Below are 21,381 nucleotides of genomic sequence, written 5' to 3' on the forward strand. Positions count from 1 at the left end.
CGGCAGCAAGCTATGACGCACAATAAGATGCCCTCCTCCGATATGGATATGGACCTGATCCTGACGCTGGATGCGTTACTCAGGGATCAGAATATCACCCATGCGGCCGCGCGGCTGGGCATCAGCCAGCCGGCGATGTCTGCCCGCCTTGCGCGCCTGCGCGTCCTGTTCAATGAGCCGCTGTTTATCCCTTCCCCACACGGACGTGGGGTGTTACCTACGCCGCGCGCCGAGGCGTTAAGGCCGCAGGTCGCGACGGTTTTGCAGGGTATATCGGCGATGCTTGAACCCACCACGTTCAACGCGCAGAACAGCAACCGCACCTTTGTGATTGCCCTGCACGAGAACCCGGCGCTGATGCTGGGGGCAGAGTTGCAGAATCAGATTAGCAGCGCAGCACCAGGCATCCGTCTGCGTTTTGCGCTTCCCGAAACCCCGCTGCTGCCAGCGCAGATGGAAAATGGCGATGTGGATATTTATGTCGGCGTTAATGCGGGGGCGCACGATGCATGGGTCAGACGCAAGCTGTTTGACGATGAATATGCCACCGCCCAGCGAAAAGGCCATCCGCGCGGTACGGGACCGATGGATCTGGAAAGCTATTGTAGCCTTTCCCACCTGGTGGTTTCATCCGAGGGCGACCCGTTCGCAGGCTTTGTCGATCAGCATCTGGCGGGGCTTGGCCACCAGCGTAACGTGGTGATGTCGACGCAAAGCTATGCGATGGCGCCTGCGATTGTTGCCGGTACCGATTTGCTCTGCACCCTACCCAGACGCATGTTGCTACGGTTCACGCAAACGCTTGATATTTTTCCGCCGCCGCTGGATCTCCCGCCGATCGTCATCGGTATGTACTGGCACCCGAAAAACAGCCAGGATCCGGCTAACCGCTGGCTGCGAGAACAGCTTCTTCAGGCCGCCGGACGTCAGGTATGATCGAGGATGCTCATCAATTTTTTCAGGACCTCAGAGCGAATAATCCGGTGGCAAACCAGCGTCAGCTCGCTCTCCCGGAGTCGGTCAAGAATATCCACAAAGACGACGTTTTGTACGCATATCGCCTTCGCTGAAGCCGGCAGCATGGCGATGCCAAACCCTGCCGAGACGAGACTTATCACCGTGGGGACATCGGTGGCATTTTGCACAACGTCAGGCTGTATGCCCGCGCTGTGGCAGGCATCATAGAAATATTGCTCCAGCCCCATCCCCTCCGGGTCGCGCAGGGCGATCCACTTCTCCTCTTTCACCGACGCAAGCGTCAGCGCGGCGGAGCCCGCCAGGCTGTGTTGACGAGGTAAGGCCAGCACGGCCTTTTCCGTTGTAAATGGACGGCTTTGCAGATCGTCAGGCAATAGCGGTAATGGGGCACGAATAATGGCCACATCCAGCTGGTTGCTTTGCACGCCGGTATAAAGGGTTTGCACGTTACCCGTCATCATGGAAAGGCTGATGGCGGGCCATTTCTCATGTAAAAGCCGCAGCGCGGCGGGTAGCTTACTGTCGAATATCGCACTTGAAACACATCCGAGATTCAGCACGCCCTGTTCCCCTCTGGCCGTCTGTCTGGCATCCAGAATCGCCTGATCGGTCATTAAAATCGCGACTCTGGCTTTACTGAGAAATGCCTCACCGGCTGGCGTCAGCGTCAGGCGACGATTCGCCCTGCTAAAGAGCAAGACCCCAAGACGATCTTCAAGCGTTTTTATCTGCTGGCTCAGCGCTGGCTGCGCCATGTTAAGGCGCTCCGCCGCCCGATGCATGTGAAGCTCTTCCGCCACCACGATAAAATTGCGCATCAGTCGAAACTGCATACCATGCCTTTATTATTGATAATAAAATTCATATTAAAATAGCATAAATGATGCAATTGATAGCCCTCTTCGTCCGGTTAAGAATGGAAGCCTTCATCCGAGGAGGGAAATATGAAAAACCACATCAACGATCTCAGAAGTGCTATCGAACTGCTCAAACGCCATGAAGGTCAATACCTTGAAACCAGCCATCCGGTCGATCCTGACGCGGAGCTGGCGGGTGTGTACCGGCATATTGGTGCTGGCGGCACGGTAAAACGTCCGACGCGCATTGGCCCGGCGATGATGTTTAACGCTATTAAGGGATATCCCGACTCGCGTATTCTGGTCGGAATGCACGCCAGCCGCGAGCGGGCGGCGCTCCTGTTGGGCTGCGAGCCCTCTGAACTGGCAAAACATGTCGGCCAGGCCGTGAAAAACCCGATTGCTCCCGTTGTGGTTCCGGCGGCACAGGCGCCGTGTCAGGAACAGGTGTTTTATGCCGACGATCCGGACTTCGATCTGCGTAAATTGCTTCCGGCACCGACCAACACGCCGATAGATGCCGGTCCGTTCTTCTGTCTGGGGCTGGTGCTGGCAAGTGATCCGGAAGATGCCTCACTGACCGATGTCACTATTCACCGTCTCTGCGTGCAGGAGCGCGATGAGCTCTCCATGTTCCTTGCCGCAGGCCGCCATATTGAAGTGTTCCGTAAGAAAGCCGAGGAGGCGGGCAAACCGTTGCCGGTCACGATCAATATGGGTCTCGATCCCGCTATCTATATTGGCGCCTGTTTCGAAGCCCCTACCACGCCCTTCGGCTACAACGAGCTGGGTGTCGCCGGCGCGTTACGTCAGACCCCCGTCGAGCTGGTGCAGGGTGTGGCCGTAAATGAAAAAGCGATAGCGCGTGCGGAAATTATCATCGAAGGCGAACTGCTGCCGGGCGTGCGTGTAGAAGAAGATCAGCATACCCACACCGGGCACGCGATGCCGGAATTTCCCGGCTACTGCGGGGAAGCTAACCCCTCCTTACCGGTAATCAAAGTGAAGGCCGTCACGATGCGTCATCAGGCGATCCTGCAAACCCTGGTAGGACCGGGCGAGGAGCACACCACGCTGGCCGGTTTGCCAACGGAGGCCAGCATTCGTAATGCGGTGGAAGAAGCCATCCCCGGTTTTCTGCAAAACGTCTATGCGCATACCGCTGGCGGCGGCAAGTTTCTTGGCGTATTGCAGGTGAAAAAACGCCAGCCCTCTGACGAAGGGCGTCAGGGTCAGGCGGCACTCATCGCGTTAGCCACCTATTCCGAGCTTAAAAACATTATTCTCGTCGACGAAGATGTGGATATTTTCGACAGCGACGACATCCTGTGGGCGATGACCACCCGTATGCAGGGCGATGTCAGCATCACCCATCTGCCGGGGATCCGCGGACACCAGCTCGATCCGTCTCAGGCCCCGGACTACAGCCCCTCCATTCGTGGCAACGGGATCACCTGCAAAACGATTTTCGACTGTACGGTGCCCTGGGCGCTTAAGTCCCGCTTTGAGCGTGCGCCCTTTATGGAGGTAGACCCGACGCCATGGGCGCCTGAACTGTTTAAAAAATAGCGTTAACCGGAAAATCTTCTTCACCCTTCACGGGTGAAGAACCTCACGCTGAAATTGCCGCGTCCCCTGCTTTCTTGTAACCTTTGAGCGTTTATCACATCCCCATAAAAAATGAGACTACCGGACGCCTATGACAGCACATGTTTCCAACGATCCTTTGCATGGCGTAACGCTCGAAATGCAGGTTAACGCGCTGGTTGCGCGATATGGCTGGAATGAACTGGGCAACCGAATCAAAATCAACTGTTTTCGCAAGGACCCGAGTGTTAAATCGAGTCTGAAGTTCCTGCGCCGCACCCCATGGGCGCGGGCGGAAGTTGAAGCCCTCTACCTCGACTCTCTTCACGATGACGGTAACGGGGAACAGGACGAACCGGCGTTTAATCCCTGGACGGATAGCCGGACACCCAGGAGCTAACACGCAAATGATGCGACACGTAAAACGGACTGGCGCGCTGCTTGGCTGCGCGCTTTTACTGGTAAGTTGCACTTCCAAACCACCCAAATCACTCGTTACCCCGCTGCCGCAGGCGAAACCTCTACAGCAGACTAACGAACCCATGCGCGGGATCTGGCTGGCGACCGTCTCCCGTCTCGACTGGCCTCCTGTGTCATCGGTGAATGGCCGTAGCGCGGACCAGCGTATCGCCCAGCAACAGCGGGCGCTGACGGACAAGCTCGATAAGCTGAAAAAACTTGGGATCAACACCGTCTTCTTTCAGGTAAAACCGGACAGTACGGCGCTGTGGGCCTCTAAAATACTGCCCTGGTCAGATACCCTGACGGGGACTATCGGGGAAGATCCCGGTTACGATCCGCTTCAGTTTATGCTGGATGAAGCGCACAAGCGCGGGATGAAGGTTCATGCCTGGTTTAACCCGTACCGCGTTTCCACCAACACGAAGCCGTCGACCATCGCCGCGCTTAACCGCACCTCGTCGCTTCATCCTTCCAGCGTGTACGTCCAGCATCCGGAGTGGATCCGCACCTCGGGGGATCGTTTTGTTCTCGACCCGGGCATTCCCGACGTGCGGGACTGGATAACCCAGGTGGTGATGGAAGTGGTAAATCACTACCCTGTCGACGGCGTTCAGTTCGATGACTATTTTTACACCGAGACGCCGGGGTCCACCCTGAATGATGCCTGGACCTTCAGGCGCTATGGCGAAGGATTTGCGTCAAAAGCGGACTGGCGTCGACACAATACGCAGCAGTTGATTGTGCAGGTTTCAAGGGCGATCAAGCAGGCTAAACCTGAGATCGAATTTGGCGTTAGCCCGGCGGGGGTCTGGCGCAATCGCTCCTTCGACCCGGCAGGCTCGGACACGCGCGGTGCCGCAGCCTATGATGAATCCTACGCTGACACGCGCAAATGGGTACAGCAGGGTTTACTGGATTACATTGCGCCGCAGATCTACTGGCCCTTCGCCCGCGACGCGGCACGTTACGATGTGCTGACAAAATGGTGGGCTGACGTGGTGAAACCGACCCATACCCGCCTGTATATCGGGATCGCGTTCTACAAAGTGGGCGCGCCTTCCAGAAACGAACCGGACTGGACGGTGAACGGCGGCGTACCGGAGCTGAAAAAACAGCTCGACCTCAACGATTCACTGCCAGACGTTAAGGGCACCATCCTGTTCCGTGAAGACTATCTTAACCAGCCGCAGACGCAGGAGGCGGTAAATTACCTCCGGGGACGCTGGGGTAATTGACTGAAAAAAGGCAGAAACGTTCTGTTTCTGCCTTTCTTTTACGGCTTCGGCCCGAACATCGCCTCAAGCTGTTTTGCGTCTGGCATACCCACGACCTGTTGCAGTTCGTTTTGCTCATTCAGGTAATAAATAGCCGGTGTGGCATTCGCGCCGAGACTGTCCATTAGCGTCTGGTGATTTTGCAGGATCTCAACGGTTTCCCGGGAAGCCGCAGCTTCAGGTTTCGGCAGCTTTTTCCCGCCGGACAGCTCGTACGTTTTCCAGGCCGACACCGGATCTTTCGCATTCAGGATCGCGGAGGCGTTACGCCCGCTGTTCGGGTTAAGAAATGCAACCAGCAGCGTATTGAGCTGAACCTTGCCAGCCTTCACCCACGGCTGCGCTTCAGCCCAGAACTGCTTGCAGTACGGGCAGAACGGGTCGGCAAAGACGAAGACTTTGCGCGGGGCACTCTCCGCGCCCTCTTTCAGGGGATGCGCCGCATCGAGCTTTTTCCACATCTCGCGGCCCATCGGGGCGTAGATCTCTTTCTGGAAAAAGGCCTCGCTGAGGTTGGTTCCTTTCTCATCATAAAGATAACCAGACACGACGTGCTTTCCGTCAGGGGTCAGAAAGAGCGTCACGCCCATGTCCTGATATTTCCCCAGCCACGCTGGCGCGCCGCCGGGAGCGTCAATTTTCTTGATGATTTTGATGTCCTGCTGTTCACTGAAGTGCTTCACCACATCCGGAAGCGACTCCTCTGCCCTGACCAGCCCTGAAACCATCAGAGCAGAGAGTAACAGCACCTTTTTCTTTGCTAACCGTTGAAGCATAACGACCCCTCTAAGATATTGTTTTTCAGAGTGGTCGAAGTTTATTGTCCTGTCAACGCTTCATAAATATCCTTGAGGCGACTACGCAAAAATCGCACGGCTTTGTGTTTGCGGGATAATAACGCCTGCACACTGTCGCCTGTTTCCTCTGCCAGCATCTTCATGCTGTAGCCCTCAAATTCCGTTTTTTCAAACACCTCGCGCTGAGGTGGCGGCAGTTCCGACAGGGCTTGCCCCAACTCCTCCCATAGCAGCATGTTGAGATACTCCTCCTCCGGCGTTTGCGGTACGCCGAATAACGTTTCTGCAATCTCCTGCTCAGGAAAGTCTTCGTCATCTGCTGTCAGGTACCCCGGCAGTGAAACCTCGTGCTTTTTTCGCGCCCGGTCGATCATCTCATTTCGTGCGGCGCGAAACAGCCAGGCGGCGACGTTCTCGACCGGTTGTTCCACTTTCATCAACTGCCAGGTCACTTCCTGAAGAATATCATCGACATCATCACGAACCGCAGTCCGTCCGCGAATGAAGGCTTTTAGCCGCGCGCGGCAGGCATTGAGTGCCGAGATCAGTAATGATTCCCCCGCCTCACCGGCTTTCATATCGCTCACTCGGCTTCCGGCGCTTTCGCACCGTTATCGTCTCGCTTTTCATCCCGGCCATCGTGCCACCGGCAATGACCGTGGCGCCCAAATCCCGCCCGACGCTGCTGAATGAAGGCCTCACGTTGTTCGGGGCTCATATTCATCCATTGTTCGTGCATACGGCGGTGCGCACCGAACATACCAGGACGGAAACCCAGCCCACCGAAAAGAATGCGGCTCAGCAGCAGGATCCCCAGCGCCTGCCAGAAGCCAATGGCTTTAACCCCCAGGATGGCCGGGAGCAACGCGTTCCACAGGGACATGACCAGCAGGCCAAGCACCACGAACAGGACTGCGCCAATCACGATGCCCTTACCCATACGATGGCGGCCCAAACCACGCCCGTGACCTTTTCCGTGCATATCAAAATTTCTCATGTGTACCTCGTTTATGTTGAATGATTATGGTCTCTGATGAGGTAGACGGATGAGGAACAGAAATATTGCCGGGGAAAGATAAAATTTATGTGATAGCGGCTTTGTACGGATAACAGTAATGGCTGAAGGAGATTGTGCAGCGGCTACATGCAGACATCAAAAAGGCTCCCCCAGGAGCCTCTCTGAACATCACGCCGTAGCAGGCAAACTAAAGCTCGAGATACTCTGGGAAAGCTGCTGCGCCTGCTCCTCCAGCGAGGCCGCGGCGGCGGCGGATTGCTGCACCAGCGCTGCGTTCTGCTGGGTCACACCGTCCATCTCCGTTACGGCCTGCCCAACCTGACCAATCCCGCGGCTCTGCTCTTCTGAGGCAACCGAAATCTGTTCCATCAGCGTATGCACTTTATTCACAGAGCTGATAATAGAATCAATCACCTCTCCCGAACGATTCACCAGTTGTGCACCGTTTTTCACGCTGGAAACAGACTGGGCGATAAGGCTTTCGATATCTTTCGCCGCCACCGCGCTTTTTTGTGCCAGGGTGCGCACTTCACTTGCTACCACGGCAAATCCTCGCCCCTGCGCGCCAGCACGCGCCGCTTCAACGGCCGCGTTTAGCGCCAGAATATTAGTCTGGAAAGCAATGCTGTTGATGACGCTGGTGATGTCCTCAATACGCTTCGAATTGGACGCGATAGTATTCATCGTTTCGATGACTTCACGGGTTACCGCTTCACCGGTATGGGCATTTTTCACGGCATCCTGCACCAGCTTACCGGCCTGGAAAACGTTGTCGGTGTTATTCGCCACCGTCGCGCTCAGCTCTTCCATGCTGGCGGCCGTCTGGGTCAGGGCCGAAGCCTGTTGCTCGGTACGGGAGGCCAGGTCGATATTGCCGGAGGCAATTTCCTGCGCCGCATGCGTCACAGTGTGGCTGGCATCGCGCACCTGAGAAATGGTGGAGAGCAGCGCCTGGCGCATCTGCTCCATCGAGGACATCAGGTGATTGATTTCATTCCCGGAATCACGCTTGATCGGTACCGGTACGTCCAGCTTCCCGGCCGCAATCTGGCGACAGTGCTCGCGCGCCAGGTTCACCGGCGCAAAGACCACGCGTTTCATCAGCAGGCTGACGGCGAAGATCACCACCACGAACAGCACCGCAATGCAGGCGATAATAACCAGACCCGACACGAAATTATGGCTCGCATCCTCGTTCAGCGTTTTGGCGTACTTCTGGTGAACGGAGAGAACCTGATCGAGCACAATTTCATATTGGCGATCGAGTTGAGACACCACGGGAATAAGAGCGTTGAACCGCGACACATCGTGAGCAGCGGCAGCGGCGATGAGAGGCGCCAGTCCCTGGTTACGGTAGTTTTGCCACGCCTCCTGGTAGGCAGTGACCAGCGGGGCTTCGTCCGGCAAACGCGGCGAGGCCATAAACGCCGAAAATGCACTATCGGCTTTGGTCAGCGCCTCTTTAACCGAGGCCAGTTTCGCAGACAGATCGGTAGCGTCCCCCGCTTCCACCATTTTCACATACTCCATAACCCTGACCCGCAGGGTTCGGCTGTGGTTAATGGGATCAATAATGGACAGAACCACCTGAATTTCTTTGTTCACATTATCCAGCGAAGTATTACTTTTAATGATGAGCCCAACGCTGGTGATAGTGCTGGCCACAAAGAAGAAAAGCAGGGAAAACAGGATAATCAGGGATGATTTTTTCAACGACATAACACACCTCAGGGATATAATTTCCCTTTGGTTATCGGCTGAATCCAATCTTTAATTAATTAAAGTTATTGATGTCACCCTCAGACGTTACCCTGTCACTCTACGGCCTTGTATCGCCGTTGCAGGGTGGCATCCAGCTTACGCTGGATCGGCTCCGGCGTTTCCCCTTCAATCAGTTTGCCAATCAGATCAAAGCAGTGCCAGGCGAGCTGGCGGTTATCCTGACGAACGGTATCGACAGGAATGGTCAGAGAATCATAGAGATAGTGATCGTCAAAGCTGGCCAAACGCATATCGCTTTGCAGCAGATTATGTTGCCCCATATAGCGCAACACCCCTTCCAGCAGACCGCAGGCGGCGGTAAAAAGGGCTTTTGGCGGGCGGCCCAGGCGTGCGCAAAGCTCGGCAAACATTTCGTAGCCGGAGCTCGGATGGTAATTACCATGAATGATCCACTCCGGACGTAACTCGACGCCAGCGTCACGCAGCCCCTGCTTAAACCCTTCAAGACGGTCACGCGTCGGGGAAAGCCGCGGCTGGCCGCCGAGGAAGTAGAACTCATCCGGATGCTGGCGCGCGATGTCGGCCACCAGTGTGGCGGTTGGGGTAATTGAATCGGTGAGAACCAGCGGCAGAGAACTGTCGTTCATATGACGATCAAAAAGCACAACGGGCAACTGTTCGCTCAGCTTTTGATAGTCGGCGTCGTTGAGCATGCTGGAGGCGACAATCAGCCCGTCCACCTGACGGGCCACCATGTTATTGACCACCACCGTCTCCTGGCCCGGATTTTCATCGCTACAGGAGATCAGCAGCTGAACACCCGCCTCGCGGCAGAGGGTCTCCAGCTCATGAGAAAAAACGGCAAACCCGTAGTTGGTGATTTCCGGCACCACCAGACCAATGGTGTGGCTGCGGTTGTCCCGCAGCGAACGGGCGTGAATGCTGGGCTGATAATGATGTTCTTTGGCAATCGCCAGCACACGCTCGCGTGTCTCCTCCGCCACCCGAAGCTCTTTGCTGCGGCCGTTCAGAACCAGGCTGGCGGTGGCTTTTGATACCCCCGCGAGCTCCGCGATATCTTTAATGGTGACGCGTTTTGTTTTTCTCACAACGACTTAGATCCGGCTGCCAAAACCTCTATTCTATCATGCAGCTGCGCAGCGACCAGTAGCGTAATGTGATATCGGACGCACCTTCGAAGCGTACCTGGGCCGGATGGTCAGGAAAATAGCGGCTGCTCATGACGCCTTCACCGTGATTGATGAAAATTTCGACGCTGGAACAGTCGCACAGCACGCGTAAATGATGAACATTGCCCTGCCAGTAGCGGGTCAGCGTGTCTGTGGTTTTCAGACTGGCGCGTTCCAGACGGATCCCCTCATCATCCACAATCAGCCGCAACGCGCCGGCAAAATCCACGTTCACGCTCGATGCGCTCAGTTCGAACTCAAGACGCGTTCCCGCCAGCACCGGGGCATCGCTGGCGCGTCCCTGCCAGTGATGTTCATCCTCGCGCAGCGTTTCCAGCTCACGAACCGGGGTTTGCCAGAGCTTACCGTCGCGGTAGCGCAGCTCGCGAGGACAGGTCATCTGGTGGATCCAGCCGTGCGCCCGCGTAGGCTGGAGCATCTCTTCGCCGTCCGGCACGCCCATCCAGCCGATGAGGATGCGGCGGCCATCTTCTGCCACCGTGGTTTGCGGCGCGTAAAATTCGAAACCGGCGTCAAGCTCATGCAGCTCGCCGTGCGCAAATGCAGGCGTTTGATAATCAAATGCCCCACTCATCCAGACGGCCGGATAGGTGTTGAGATAGCGATGCGGTTCGCGCGCCAGCCCCTGCGGGCAGCAGATCAAGACGTGTGTGCCATCAAGCTCAAACAGATCCGGGCACTCCCACATATAGCCCGCGTCCGTGAGTCCGTTGACGCCGTGACCGGCGATTTCGCCGCAGGACGCCCAGATGTGTAAATCGGCTGACGTAAACAGCAGCACCTTGCCGCGCTGCTGTCGATCCTGCGCGCCGAGCACCATGTACCACAGCCCGTCATGCCACCATACTTTCGGATCGCGGACGTGCCCGGTGTACCCGTCCGGCAGGGGCAACACAGGTCCCAGTTTGGCAAACGTGCCATCGTCATTTTGCACCGCCAGACACTGCCAGGCGGTGCGGCCGCCATCGTCAAACTTAACGTTGCCGGTATAGCACAGGGTCAGCACGCCGTTGTTATCCACGGCGCTGCCGGAGTAACAGCCATTGCGGTCATACTCTTCGTCAGGCATCAGCGCCATTGGCTCGTGCTGCCAGTGCACCAGATCTGCTGAGCTCCAGTGCCCCCAACACTTGTAGCGATGATCGCAGCCCAGCGGGTTCCACTGATAAAACAGATGGTAGCGCCCGGCAAACCAGATAAACCCGTTCGGATCGTTCATCAGCCCTGTCACCGGTGCGGGATGCCACTGCGGATAGTGGCTGTCCGCCAGCGCACGCGGCTGGCCTTGCATAACGGCCTGCAACACGGCAGGCCAGCGGGAAGATAAGGTCATTATTCAGAGTCCGTTTTATATTTCAGCAGCAGAGAGACGGTGAACGCCACGCCAAAGGCAATCACCATGCCGATTATATAGTTGAGCAGCGAGCTGGCCTGGACAATCGCCATGCCGGGAAGCGCCGTCAGGCCAACGGCGGTCATGTAGACATGCACCGACACCACCCAGGCACCGCCCGCCGCACCACCGATCAGCGCCGCGATAAACGGCTTCACAAAACGCAGGTTGATGCCAAAAATTGCCGCTTCGGTGATGCCCAGCATCGCGGAAAACGCCGACGGTAAGGTAATGGCTTTGATTTTGGCATCGCGGGTTTTGAACCACACCGCCAGACACGCCCCGCCCTGCGCCACGTTCGCCATCGCCCAGATCGGCAGCAGGAAGTTAACGCCAATCGACGGATTACCCAGCAGCCCGGCCTCAATGGCGTGGAAGCTGTGGTGAATGCCGGTAATGACAATCACCGAATAGAGCCCACCAAACAGCAGCCCGGCCAGCCAGCCCGCGTGGGCAATCAGGGTGCTAAGAATGAAGGAGATCCCGTCGCCCAGCGCGCGTCCCGCCGGGCCAATAATCAATAGCGCAATGAAGCCGGAGATAATGACGGTCAGGAACGGCGTCAGGATCAGATCTAACGCATCCGGGATCGCCCGGCGCAGCTGTTTTTCCACAATGCTCATAAACCACACCGCCAGCAGCACCGGGAAGACGGTTCCCTGATAGCCAATCATGGCGATTTCAAGACCGAAGAAGTTCATGGTGTGGAAGCCGGATGCTACGCCCCAGGCGTTGGTCAGCGCCGGATGAGTCAGGATGCCGCCGAGCGTTGCCCCCAGATACGGGTTGCCGCCAAACTCCCGCGCGGCGGTGAAGCCAATCAGGATCGGCAGAATAATAAACGCCGCCGAGCTGCACATATCCAGCATGATATAGAGCGCGTTATCCGGATTAACCCAGCCGTAGGTTTTAACCATCCCCAGCAGGCCCATCAGCAGACCCGAGGCCACGATCGCCGGGATAATCGGCACGAAGATGTTGGAGAGCAGACGCGCGATACGCTGGAACGGGTTCAGCTTGCGGGCCGCAATATCCGCCGCTTCCGATTTACTGGACTCGCTAATCCCTGCCGCCTGAATAAACGCGGCGTAAACCTTATTCACCACCCCGGTGCCGAAGATCACCTGCATCTGCCCGGCGTTTCGAAAACAGCCTTTCACGCCTTCAACCTTGCCGATAGCCTGCTGGTCGGCAAGCGCATCATCGACCAGCACCAGACGAAGGCGCGTGGCGCAATGTGCCGCGCTGGCAATGTTCTCTTTGCCACCGAGCAGCGGAATAAGCTCGCGCGCAATATGATTAAAATCCATAGATACCTCTTCCTGACCTCTTTTTATGGTGTTCGAAACGCCCCCGCGATGCGGGAGCGTGAAGGGTTAAAACCAGGTTTCCATCTGCACCCCAAAGTTCCATTCCCCGCCCGCGTTGAAGCCGCTGCTGCCAAAGGCGTCATCGCTGGCGTAGTTATCCAGCTTGCTGCTCCAGTCCATCCAGGTGGCGAACAGGCGCAGCTCCGGACGGCTGAAGAAATCGCCAATTTTGCCCGCCTTTAACGTCGGGGCGAAGGTCAGCTTGTAGAAGCTACCGTTAACCGCATTGCGATCCTTGTAGCCTTCCGGGCTTAAATCCATGTACTGATAGCTGCCTTCGAACGCGAGGGCGAAATTCTGGGTCACCTCTTTGATCAGACGCGTATTGAGCGTGACCCACTCATAGCTGTCGCCCTTCACGTAGCGGTCCTTACTGCTTTGCGCCAGCACGGCGGGCGCAATGTGCCAGCCACCGCCCAGCGGCGTGACACCGTAACTTGCAAAACGCCAGGTATCGGCTTCTGACAGCAGCGCGCCGTCTGAACCAATGCTTTTCACCTCGGCGCCCAGACCGTGGCCGTAAAGCAGCGCCGTTTTGGCGGAACCTTCCCGCAGGCCGTAGAAGCTCTCGTTATGCAGACCAACCAGCGCATGTACCCCGTTATTGGCCGCGTCGGTTTTAATCGGATCGCCGTTGCTGTCCTTACGGTCGTCATTATCTTTTGCCCGTAAGCCGCTGACCATCATCTGCACCGGCCCGGCGAAGTGATTCATGCTGAGGATGTAGTTCTGAACGTTGTTGTCGATCTCCTCTTCGCTGCCGAAGTTACGGCCATAAAGGGAGAAGTTACTGCGCAGCGTATCGTTCCACTTCACGTCGTAGACGCCGCCGCCGGTCCCGGCGAGAAACACCACGTCGGAATCCAGCCAGTGAATGTCGAAGTTGTCGCGGTCAAAACGCTTACCCGCCCAGAAGGTACTGCCCTTCAGCGCACCGGTAAAGTCAGGCAAATTGCCCAGCTCGGCAAAGGCCTGACGAATGTTCAGGTCGCTGCTGTCTGCCGACCAGTCGTTATAGGTTTTCTGGCCGTCGGCCAGCATCGCCTTAAAGCGCGTCGTCGCACCATTCTCCAGCGTCTGTTTGTGCTCAACATTCAGCTCAACGTAGGTATCCGCTTCGTTCCCCAGACGCCCGATGGCCCCGCCCGTTTCCCCGGCGGGCGTCAGATAAGGGCCGCTTTTGCTGCTGGAGGCCGCGTCGTTCATCAGCAGGCCGGAACGGGCGTAACCGTGAAATTCAAAACCGCCTGTCCGGTCGGCTTTTTCTTCCAGCACCGTGGTACGTTGCGCCACCGCCTGTGTGGAGGTTTGCGCTTCCTGCTGCGCAGCCACCAGCTGCTGTGTTTTCTGTTCCGCTGCCGTTGCGCGCTTTTCAGCAACCTGCGCGCGGGTTTCCGCCTCCTGCAAACGCTGCTCCAGCGCCGCCAGGCGCGCTTCGATACGTGTCATATCCGTCTGGGCAAAAACAGAGGTACTCCCGGCCAGCATGCCTATCATCACGGCAAGTCTGCGTTTTTTATACATTTTGTCGCATCCCTAATAACTATCGGTGAAAGTGCTAAATTGCTAAACCGGTTTAGGCTGATGATACTAAACCGTTGAATTTTGGATCGGCAACGTTTTTTGCTAAACCGTTTTAGTAAGTGTGATCGAGGCGACAATTCAGGCCGCCGACCGGAGGCCTGGAGAGGTGAATTACAGTTCGTGATGATAAGGCAGCGCGGTCATTGCCCCTTTTGCGGTTGTCGCCAGCGCCCCACAGCGCTGCGCCAGCGTGATGACCTCTGAAAGACGGGCCTGGCCATCACGAGCCAGACCGAACAGCAGCCCGGCGACGAAAGCATCCCCCGCGCCGGTGGTATCAATGCATTCCACGGGTGATGCAGGATAGTGCGTCAACGCGCCTTTCTGCCAGGCGGTGACGCCCTCTTTTCCCTGCGTCACCAGCACCAGCCTGGCCGGACAGGTGCGCATCAGCGCCGCCAGCCCTTCATGGACCTGCGCATTTCCGGTTAAGAACGCCAGTTCTTCCACCGAGATTTTCACCACATCTGCACAGGCTAATGCCCGCTCAAGACACTGACGCAGCTCGACTTCATCGTGCCAGAGATCGGCGCGGATATTGGGGTCAAAGCTGACAAATCCCCCCGCCATTCTGATAGCGGACATCGCCTGAAACGTCGCGGAACGGCTGGGTTCGGCGCTGAGCGCGATAGAGCAGACGTGCAGCCACTCCCCGGCGCGGAATGGCGGGAGATCGGCAGAGTCGAGGAATAAATCAGCGCTCGGGCGAACCATAAAGGTAAAGGAACGTTCACCGTCGTTATCGAGATCCACCACCACCGTGGAGGTGCGATGCTGCGGGTCCAGGCGCAGCCATTTTGTATTAACCTGCTCATCCGCAAGCTTTTTTTGCATAAAACGCCCGAAGGGGTCGTCGCCCACCCGGCCTATAAAGGCGCTTCTGCCGCCCAGACGCGCAACCCCTACCGCGACATTGGCCGGTGCGCCGCCAGGACATTGCAGCAGTTTGCCCTCTCCGTCGGGCAACAGATCCACCACTGCATCGCCAAGTACCCAGATCGTCTCCATATCACCTTCTTAGCTAAATCATGTTAAACCGGTTTAGCTATTTAAGCACAGGCAGGGTGTCGGGGAAATATGGCGAGGGAAAATTTGCTTAACCCACCCGATGGGGCCAGTGAATATCACCCACGCCATTGAGTTGCGGGCGGGCGAACAAAAAGCCCTGGAAGCGGCGAATACCGGCGGATTCAAGCCAGCACCACTCTTCTATCTTCTCAATGCCTTCTGCGACCAGCGTAATCTCCAGATCGGTGCAGCAGCTGATTATCGACTTCACAATCGCCTGCTTGGGCCCGCTCAGGTGGATATCGCTGACGATCTCTCTGTCGATTTTGAGCTTATCCGGCTGAAACCGGGTGAGCAGTGAAAGACCAGCGTAGCCGGAACCAAAATCATCTATCGCCAGCCCAACCCCTTCCGCGCGCAGCTGTTTAATGGCGCTGTTAAACTGGTTGAAGCCAGAGATCATCTCGTTCTCAGTGACTTCAATGATCACCTGCTCTGGCTGTAGATTGTGCTTTTTGATCTGCGTTACCAGGAACTCTACCGCGCCCGGCACGTTAACCAGCGACATTGGCAGCAGGTTCACCGCCAGTTTGTGGCTGCCGATGCCGAGCTTTTGCGCCAGCGCAAAGGTCCAGGCTTTGGTTTGCAGGTCGACTTCGTAAATCTGTTCACGATCGAGACTACGGAAGAAATGCTCCGGGCTGCCGCCGTCGTTTCCGCGTATAAGCGCTTCGAGAGAACTGATTTTGCCTTCGGACGGCTCGACAATGGGTTGCAGCGCAAACTGGCAGGGCTGTCCCGCCAGCAGACCTAACCCTTTACCAAACGGCGCGCGCTCTCGCGAAAGCGTCCATTTATCAGGCTCATAGTCCGAAGCGGGTGGGATAGCGGTTTTGCCGGTGATAAAGGTCTGAATAAATTTGAAGACCCGATCCTCAGAAGTCAGATAGCTTTCCAGCTTGCTGTAATGCAGAACCGACGCCAGAACCGCTTTCGGGGTCTGAACGTCCAGGTCAAACAGCAGCATTCCCACGTCTTCGAAACGTCTGCGCGGGCCGTAATCGCGCATCAGCTCCACCACGCCGGTATGCCGGTCATCCGCACGGATGGTGTTAAAAAGCGCGACGACGCGCTGTTCCGTGCCTTCGAGAATTTGCAGAACGTCACGTCCACGGGAGAGAAGAATGCCTGAGATGCCCTGCTCCGTATTACGGATCCTGGCCTGTTCGACCAGCGCGCTTAACGCTGCGGAGGTGCAGGTTAAGCTCAGCTGGCTTCGATAAATAAGAGTTGTCAGCACAGAAACGGGGTCCGGTATGGGGTATACGCCTGAACGGTACTGTTTAACACAGTTCCCCGGTGTGACCTAATCTATTCCACGTCGGGCTTAATTCTCCCCGATACGGCTGTCGATCCGCGTCTGCATATAATCGTAGAACGGATTCGACGTCACCCGCATCAGCGCATCTTTGCCGACACTCAGAACCGATGTTTCTCCCCACAGGGCTATCGTCCCCAGGCTGATACCGTAGTGGTTTTTCACCTCAGGATGGCGGCCATACAGATCGTCATCAGGCGGGAACGGAATAGCAACATGCGACAGGGAATAAACCTCCTGCGGATACGCGACCGACAGCGGCATCACCGTTTCCCGGGTGCTACCCGCTGGCGTTGTCTTTGCCACCATATCAAACCTGTCGGGGCTGGCATTGGTCACAATTGTGACACTGTAACGCCTTTTTGCCCCGGGCAGCAGGTCAGCCACCGCCGTCCAGGATGATGGCCTGAACAGTGGACGGAAACTCCCGGCCTGGTTGATATCAAAAACTACCAGTTCGCTGCCGTTTGCCGGAAGCTGGTCAAACAGCCCGCTGACCACGGCGCGGGTACTGACCGTTGAATCCATGACCGACTGGAAAGCAAGTATCGGCGAGAGCTGCGCCAGTTTGTGATCATGAACATCGCGATTTATCTGCTCATGCAGCGCCTGGGTGAGTAGCCAGGACTGACGTGCCGCATTCACCGGGAACGAATTGTATTTATAAGGATTATATTCCGGCGAAATGTTGAGCCACGCGGCTTTGGCAAACGCCGGTAACATAGCCGGTAGCCCGGCGAATCCGGCAAAGCGCGCAAACGCCGTGACGCCAATCATCGGGGAGAGCAACACGATCTGCTGAGGTTTACGCAGTTCAGGCGCATCAAGGGCGTCGAGGGCGTATTTCATCGCCAGCGCCCCACCGTTGGAGTAGCCCACCAGATGCAGGGGGAGATCGTTCCCCGTCAGGCGTGTTGCTTCACGAACCGCAAGGCGCGTTGCCGCCAGCCACGCCTCCCAGTCAACGTCTGTCAGCGCGCCCGGCGCCGTGCCGTGTCCGGGCAAACGAGGCACTACGGCCACAAAGCCGTGCTTTTGATAATTCTCTGCCAGATGCCTGACGCTGTAGGGCGAATCCGTCAGACCGTGCAGCAATACCACCGCCCCGCGCGGCTTTCCGGCAGGCATCAGCACGAACGACCGGTTTGCATCCGGGGAAAAGTGTCCTGGCCATACCAGGCTCTGGCGGTAATAACGGTTCAGCGGCGTGCGCTCTGCGGGGGTGACTTTCGCCGTCACCTCAGCGTCGAGAGCGGTGAAGATGGCGTTTTCCCGCGCGACATACGCTGCGAAGGTCGCGTTATCCATCTCCTGCACGGACATTTCGTCAGCCCGCCAGGTGTGCCAGTGATGCAGGGCCGGCCCCTGCTGCGAAAGATAAACCCGCACCGCCAGCAGCACGAGCACAATGATCCCGATGACCATCGCTATTTTTTTTGCGAGAGCCATCAGGCGCACGCTGACCCGCCAGGGCAAATTCGCCATGTTAGGCTCCCTCCCTTATCCACAGAGCGTTCATCTTACCAAAAAATGTGAAGAGGCTGACGTATTCACCAAATAGATACCGCTCAGGCCGGACACTGCACCAAAAGTGAACTACGCTGCACAAATGTTGAGCATCTGTTAAACAAATATTGCATTAACTTTGCTGCACAGCGCGTTTTCGCCGCAATGTGAACATGGCACGCGTCCTGCATTGTTAATCCGGTAACAGAAACCCGGCCTTTGACAGCCAGTTAACAGCGAGGCGGTATGACGACCAAACCTGAGGTGTTGAGCCGTATCGAAGCGACCTTTAGCCAGCTCACCCCGAGCGAAAAGCGGGTGGCAAGCTGGATGCTGGCGCACGTCGGGCAGATCCCCTTTGAAACGGCAGAGAGCGTGGCGCTGGCCACGGCCACCAGCGGGATCACCGTCGGACGCTTTCTGCGCAAGCTGGGCTATCGCAACCTGGACGACGCCAAAAAAAGCCTGCGCGATCCCCACCAGCCCTGGGGCATTAACGAGCGTCTCGACTCCTGGAAGCAGCAACAGCCGCTGTCGGATCGCCTACAGCACTCCCTGTCGCTGGAGGTGGACGCCATTGCCCATGTTTATCAGCTGGCGCAAAGCGAAACGTTCAGGCAGGTGGTCCAGCAACTTACCCATGCCGACGCCGTCTTCGTGCTGGGGATCCAGTCCACGCGCGGGATCGCCAATGCGTTCTTCAGCCATCTGGAGTACCTGCGCCCGCGGGTGAGCTATTCCGAAGGGCTCTCCGGTAGCTGGGTGGAGTCGCTTAACTCCGGCTTTGCGAACCCGTATATCGTGCTGACGGATACCCGCGCCTACTCCGCCATTGCCCGCCAGTACTGCCGCGTGGCGAGCGAAAAAGGCCTGGCGATGGCGCTGATCACCGATATCTGGTGCCCGTGGGCGCGGGATTATCCGATTGATTTACTCCAGGTGAAGACCGATACCGGCCATTTCTGGGATTCGCTGGCGCCGGTTAGCTGTCTCTTCAACCTGCTGCTGTCGGGCGTTGTCGAGGCGCTGGGCGATGCGCTGCCGGAACGTCTGGCAATCAACCGACAACTACAACAAGAGTTTGGTCAATTTGAACGCTAAAGGAGCGGAGCTATGCCTGAAGAGAGTCAACTGATTGATGTGGCGAAAACCTTTCCCACGCTGCATATCGATCTGAAATACGCGACCGCCGATAACATCACTGGCCGCCCGATCTACCAGCACGCCGCGTGCCTGTTGCATACGGATGCCGCCACCGCGCTGGCGAAAGCGATCAGCATCGCCGCGCTGGCCGGTCTGAAGCTGGTGGTTTACGACGCCTACCGCCCCCAGCAGGCGCAGTCGCAACTCTGGGATGCCTGCCCCAATCCGGAATACGTGGTGGATGTCGCAATTGGCTCTAACCACAGCCGGGGCACCGCCATTGACGTCACGCTGATGGATGAACACGACAACGTGCTGGATATGGGCGCCGGGTTTGACGAAATGCACGACCGTTCTCATGCCTGGCACCCTTCCGTTCCGCCCGAGGCGCAGCGAAATCGTCTGCTCCTGAACGCGGTGATGTACGGCGGCGGTTTTGTGGGCATCAGCAGCGAGTGGTGGCATTTCGAACTGCCGAACGCCGCCAGCTACCCGCTGTTAGATGACCAGTTCGCCTGTTATCCGACCACACACTCACTCTAATTCTGGAGCCCGGCCATGAAAACTACGCTGCTTACAACCCTGATTGCCGCTACGCTCGCCCTGAGCGCCCCTCTCGCGCTGGCGGCGGTGCCAAAAGATATGCTGGTGATTGGGAAAGCTGCCGATCCGCAAACGCTGGATCCGGCGGTCACTATCGATAACAACGACTGGACGGTGACCTACCCCTCGTACCAGCGTCTGGTGAAATACAAGCCTGGCACCACGGAGGTGGAAGGCGATCTGTCGACGGGCTGGAAGGCGTCTGACGACCAGAAAGAGTGGACGTTCACCCTGGCAGATAATGCAAAATTCTCTGACGGCACGCCGGTGACCGCCGAAGCGGTCAAGCTGTCGTTTGAACGTCTGCTGAAAATTAATCAGGGGCCTTCCGAAGCGTTCCCGAAAGATTTGAAAGTGGACGCGGTGGATGAACATACGGTGAAATTCACCCTCAGCCAGCCGTTCGCCCCGTTCCTCTACACGCTGGCCAATGACGGCGCGTCGATCGTCAACCCGGCGGTGCTGAAAGCCAATGCCGCCGACGACGCGCGCGGTTTCCTGGCGCAAAACACCGCGGGTTCCGGACCGTTTATGCTGAAAAGCTGGCGGAAAGGTCAGCAGCTGGTGATGGTGCCCAACCCACACTGGCCGGGTGAAAAGCCGCACTTCAAGCGCGTCTCGGTGAAGATTATCGGTGAAAGCGCCTCGCGTCGCCTGCAACTTTCCCGTGGCGATCTGGATATCGCCGACGCCCTGCCGGTGGATCAGCTTGCCGCTCTGAAGCAGGAAGGCAAAGTGGCCGTGGCGGAATACCCGTCCCTGCGGGTGACCTACCTCTATCTGAACAACAGTAAGCCTCCGATGAATCAGGTGGATTTGCGCCGCGCGGTCTCCTGGGCCACCGATTATCAGGGGATGGTGAAAGGCATTCTCAGCGGGAACGGCAAGCAGATGCGCGGCCCGATCCCGGAGGGCATGTGGGGCTTCGATGCGAACGCCATGCAGTACAGCTTTGACGAGGCTAAGGCCAAAGCGGCGCTGGAGAAAGTCACCGATAAACCGGCCAGCCTGACGTTCCTCTACTCCGATAACGACCCGAACTGGGAGCCTATCGCCCTCTCCACGCAGGCGAGCCTGGGCAAGCTGGGGATTAACGTCAAGCTCGAGAAACTGGCGAACGCCACCATGCGCGACCGCGTCGGCAAAGGTGATTATGACATTGCGATTGGTAACTGGAGCCCGGACTTCGCTGACCCGTACATGTTCATGAACTACTGGTTCGAATCGGACAAAAAAGGGCTGCCGGGTAACCGCTCATTCTATGAGAACAAAGAGGTCGATGCATTGTTGCAGGCGGCACTGAAAACCACCGATCAGGCGGAACGCACCAAAGATTACCAGCAGGCGCAGAAAGTGGTGATTGACGAGGCGGCTTACGTTTATCTGTTCCAGAAGAACTACCAGCTGGCGATGAACAAAGAGGTCAAAGGCTTCACCTTTAATCCGATGCTTGAGCAGGTCTTTAACATCGCCACCATGAGTAAGTAACG

Annotated in this window: 19 protein-coding genes; 7 read left to right on the top strand and 12 right to left on the bottom strand. The window is 57.1% G+C overall.

What is annotated here, in order from left to right; translation table 11 throughout:
• Nucleotides 1–12: 12 nt before the first annotated feature.
• The gene (locus tag ACJTMZ_RS01200) at nucleotides 13–936 is read left to right on the top strand and encodes a LysR family transcriptional regulator (protein ID WP_045616478.1); all 924 of its coding nucleotides are present in this window, start codon (nucleotides 13–15) and stop codon (nucleotides 934–936) included.
• Here the strand turns inward: ACJTMZ_RS01200 and ACJTMZ_RS01205 are convergent.
• Nucleotides 927–1,811, bottom strand: a complete 885-nt coding sequence (locus tag ACJTMZ_RS01205; RefSeq protein WP_017382331.1) for a LysR substrate-binding domain-containing protein — start codon at nucleotides 1,809–1,811, stop codon at nucleotides 927–929. The two genes, ACJTMZ_RS01200 and ACJTMZ_RS01205, sit on opposite strands and share 10 nt — an antisense overlap.
• Nucleotides 1,812–1,922: 111 nt before the next feature.
• Here ACJTMZ_RS01205 and ACJTMZ_RS01210 point away from each other — a divergent pair, with 111 nt between their 5' ends.
• From ACJTMZ_RS01210 to ACJTMZ_RS01220, 3 genes are all read left to right on the top strand, one after another.
• On the top strand, nucleotides 1,923–3,404 hold the full coding sequence (locus ACJTMZ_RS01210; RefSeq protein ID WP_017382330.1) for a UbiD family decarboxylase: 1,482 nt from the start codon (nucleotides 1,923–1,925) through the stop codon (nucleotides 3,402–3,404).
• Between the two features lie 130 nt (nucleotides 3,405–3,534).
• Entirely contained in the window at nucleotides 3,535–3,822 is a 288-nt protein-coding gene (locus ACJTMZ_RS01215) for a VF530 family DNA-binding protein (protein ID WP_003857097.1), read from the top strand.
• Between the two features lie 7 nt (nucleotides 3,823–3,829).
• On the top strand, nucleotides 3,830–5,119 hold the full coding sequence (locus ACJTMZ_RS01220; protein ID WP_045142147.1) for a glycoside hydrolase family 10 protein: 1,290 nt from the start codon (nucleotides 3,830–3,832) through the stop codon (nucleotides 5,117–5,119).
• A gap of 38 nt (nucleotides 5,120–5,157) precedes the next feature.
• On the opposite strand, the gene dsbG is transcribed toward ACJTMZ_RS01220, so the two are convergent.
• The 11 genes from dsbG to ACJTMZ_RS01275 form a co-directional block, all read right to left on the bottom strand.
• Complete coding sequence (gene dsbG, locus ACJTMZ_RS01225; RefSeq protein WP_039270741.1) at nucleotides 5,158–5,934, bottom strand: thiol:disulfide interchange protein DsbG; 777 nt, start codon at nucleotides 5,932–5,934, stop codon at nucleotides 5,158–5,160.
• A gap of 41 nt (nucleotides 5,935–5,975) precedes the next feature.
• Nucleotides 5,976–6,533 (bottom strand): RNA polymerase sigma factor, encoded by a 558-nt coding sequence (locus ACJTMZ_RS01230; protein ID WP_023296645.1) that lies wholly within the window; start codon nucleotides 6,531–6,533, stop codon nucleotides 5,976–5,978.
• Nucleotides 6,534–6,538: 5 nt separating this feature from the next.
• Nucleotides 6,539–6,952, bottom strand: a complete 414-nt coding sequence (locus ACJTMZ_RS01235) for a hypothetical protein (RefSeq protein ID WP_015570500.1) — start codon at nucleotides 6,950–6,952, stop codon at nucleotides 6,539–6,541.
• A gap of 189 nt (nucleotides 6,953–7,141) precedes the next feature.
• Nucleotides 7,142–8,692 carry a methyl-accepting chemotaxis protein gene (locus tag ACJTMZ_RS01240; protein WP_039270730.1) on the bottom strand — a complete coding sequence of 517 codons (1,551 nt, stop codon included), beginning with the start codon at nucleotides 8,690–8,692 and terminating at the stop codon, nucleotides 7,142–7,144.
• A 95-nt stretch (nucleotides 8,693–8,787) separates the two neighbouring features.
• Nucleotides 8,788–9,804 carry a LacI family DNA-binding transcriptional regulator gene (locus ACJTMZ_RS01245; RefSeq protein WP_017693400.1) on the bottom strand — a complete coding sequence of 339 codons (1,017 nt, stop codon included), beginning with the start codon at nucleotides 9,802–9,804 and terminating at the stop codon, nucleotides 8,788–8,790.
• Between the two features lie 28 nt (nucleotides 9,805–9,832).
• Nucleotides 9,833–11,239 (bottom strand): sucrose-6-phosphate hydrolase, encoded by a 1,407-nt coding sequence (locus tag ACJTMZ_RS01250; RefSeq protein WP_252010600.1) that lies wholly within the window; start codon nucleotides 11,237–11,239, stop codon nucleotides 9,833–9,835.
• Complete coding sequence (locus tag ACJTMZ_RS01255) at nucleotides 11,239–12,609, bottom strand: sucrose-specific PTS transporter subunit IIBC (protein ID WP_003857085.1); 1,371 nt, start codon at nucleotides 12,607–12,609, stop codon at nucleotides 11,239–11,241. Before ACJTMZ_RS01255 ends, ACJTMZ_RS01250 begins: the two co-directional genes overlap by 1 nt.
• Nucleotides 12,610–12,675: 66 nt before the next feature.
• Entirely contained in the window at nucleotides 12,676–14,193 is a 1,518-nt protein-coding gene (locus ACJTMZ_RS01260; protein WP_023303760.1) for a carbohydrate porin, read from the bottom strand.
• Between the two features lie 171 nt (nucleotides 14,194–14,364).
• Nucleotides 14,365–15,261, bottom strand: a complete 897-nt coding sequence (locus ACJTMZ_RS01265; protein WP_252010602.1) for an aminoimidazole riboside kinase — start codon at nucleotides 15,259–15,261, stop codon at nucleotides 14,365–14,367.
• 88 nt (nucleotides 15,262–15,349) lie between these two features.
• Entirely contained in the window at nucleotides 15,350–16,561 is a 1,212-nt protein-coding gene (locus tag ACJTMZ_RS01270; RefSeq protein WP_017693396.1) for a diguanylate phosphodiesterase, read from the bottom strand.
• A gap of 87 nt (nucleotides 16,562–16,648) precedes the next feature.
• Entirely contained in the window at nucleotides 16,649–18,124 is a 1,476-nt protein-coding gene (locus ACJTMZ_RS01275) for an alpha/beta fold hydrolase (RefSeq protein WP_252010603.1), read from the bottom strand.
• Between the two features lie 267 nt (nucleotides 18,125–18,391).
• On the opposite strand from ACJTMZ_RS01275, the gene ACJTMZ_RS01280 reads away from it, so the two are divergent.
• From ACJTMZ_RS01280 to ACJTMZ_RS01290, 3 genes are read left to right on the top strand one after another with little or no spacing between them, the layout of a single operon-like run.
• Nucleotides 18,392–19,246 (top strand): MurR/RpiR family transcriptional regulator, encoded by an 855-nt coding sequence (locus ACJTMZ_RS01280; RefSeq protein WP_003857080.1) that lies wholly within the window; start codon nucleotides 18,392–18,394, stop codon nucleotides 19,244–19,246.
• A gap of 12 nt (nucleotides 19,247–19,258) precedes the next feature.
• The gene (gene ddpX, locus ACJTMZ_RS01285) at nucleotides 19,259–19,831 is read left to right on the top strand and encodes a D-alanyl-D-alanine dipeptidase (RefSeq protein ID WP_017382319.1); all 573 of its coding nucleotides are present in this window, start codon (nucleotides 19,259–19,261) and stop codon (nucleotides 19,829–19,831) included.
• 15 nt (nucleotides 19,832–19,846) lie between these two features.
• A complete protein-coding gene (locus ACJTMZ_RS01290; RefSeq protein WP_193360851.1) occupies nucleotides 19,847–21,379 on the top strand; it encodes an ABC transporter substrate-binding protein in 1,533 nt (510 codons plus the stop codon).
• Nucleotides 21,380–21,381 lie beyond the last annotated feature (2 nt).

The organism is Enterobacter sp. DN (genome assembly GCF_046054285.1).
Taxonomy (GTDB): domain Bacteria; phylum Pseudomonadota; class Gammaproteobacteria; order Enterobacterales; family Enterobacteriaceae; genus Enterobacter; species Enterobacter hormaechei_C.

Excerpts from the sequence above, each read along its gene's own strand:
- ACJTMZ_RS01215 (WP_003857097.1), top strand. The coding sequence starts at position 3,535 with ATGACAGCACATGTTTCCAACGATCCTTTGCATGGCGTAACGCTCGAA.
- ACJTMZ_RS01205 (WP_017382331.1), bottom strand. The coding sequence starts at position 1,811 with ATGCAGTTTCGACTGATGCGCAATTTTATCGTGGTGGCGGAAGAGCTT.
- ACJTMZ_RS01290 (WP_193360851.1), top strand. The coding sequence starts at position 19,847 with ATGAAAACTACGCTGCTTACAACCCTGATTGCCGCTACGCTCGCCCTG.
- ACJTMZ_RS01235 (WP_015570500.1), bottom strand. The coding sequence starts at position 6,952 with ATGAGAAATTTTGATATGCACGGAAAAGGTCACGGGCGTGGTTTGGGC.
- ACJTMZ_RS01260 (WP_023303760.1), bottom strand. The coding sequence starts at position 14,193 with ATGTATAAAAAACGCAGACTTGCCGTGATGATAGGCATGCTGGCCGGG.
- dsbG (WP_039270741.1), bottom strand. The coding sequence starts at position 5,934 with ATGCTTCAACGGTTAGCAAAGAAAAAGGTGCTGTTACTCTCTGCTCTG.
- ACJTMZ_RS01240 (WP_039270730.1), bottom strand. The coding sequence starts at position 8,692 with ATGTCGTTGAAAAAATCATCCCTGATTATCCTGTTTTCCCTGCTTTTC.
- ACJTMZ_RS01210 (WP_017382330.1), top strand. The coding sequence starts at position 1,923 with ATGAAAAACCACATCAACGATCTCAGAAGTGCTATCGAACTGCTCAAA.
- ACJTMZ_RS01275 (WP_252010603.1), bottom strand. The coding sequence starts at position 18,124 with ATGGCGAATTTGCCCTGGCGGGTCAGCGTGCGCCTGATGGCTCTCGCA.
- ACJTMZ_RS01230 (WP_023296645.1), bottom strand. The coding sequence starts at position 6,533 with ATGAAAGCCGGTGAGGCGGGGGAATCATTACTGATCTCGGCACTCAAT.
- ACJTMZ_RS01250 (WP_252010600.1), bottom strand. The coding sequence starts at position 11,239 with ATGACCTTATCTTCCCGCTGGCCTGCCGTGTTGCAGGCCGTTATGCAA.
- ACJTMZ_RS01280 (WP_003857080.1), top strand. The coding sequence starts at position 18,392 with ATGACGACCAAACCTGAGGTGTTGAGCCGTATCGAAGCGACCTTTAGC.
- ACJTMZ_RS01220 (WP_045142147.1), top strand. The coding sequence starts at position 3,830 with ATGATGCGACACGTAAAACGGACTGGCGCGCTGCTTGGCTGCGCGCTT.
- ACJTMZ_RS01255 (WP_003857085.1), bottom strand. The coding sequence starts at position 12,609 with ATGGATTTTAATCATATTGCGCGCGAGCTTATTCCGCTGCTCGGTGGC.
- ddpX (WP_017382319.1), top strand. The coding sequence starts at position 19,259 with ATGCCTGAAGAGAGTCAACTGATTGATGTGGCGAAAACCTTTCCCACG.
- ACJTMZ_RS01265 (WP_252010602.1), bottom strand. The coding sequence starts at position 15,261 with ATGGAGACGATCTGGGTACTTGGCGATGCAGTGGTGGATCTGTTGCCC.
- ACJTMZ_RS01200 (WP_045616478.1), top strand. The coding sequence starts at position 13 with ATGACGCACAATAAGATGCCCTCCTCCGATATGGATATGGACCTGATC.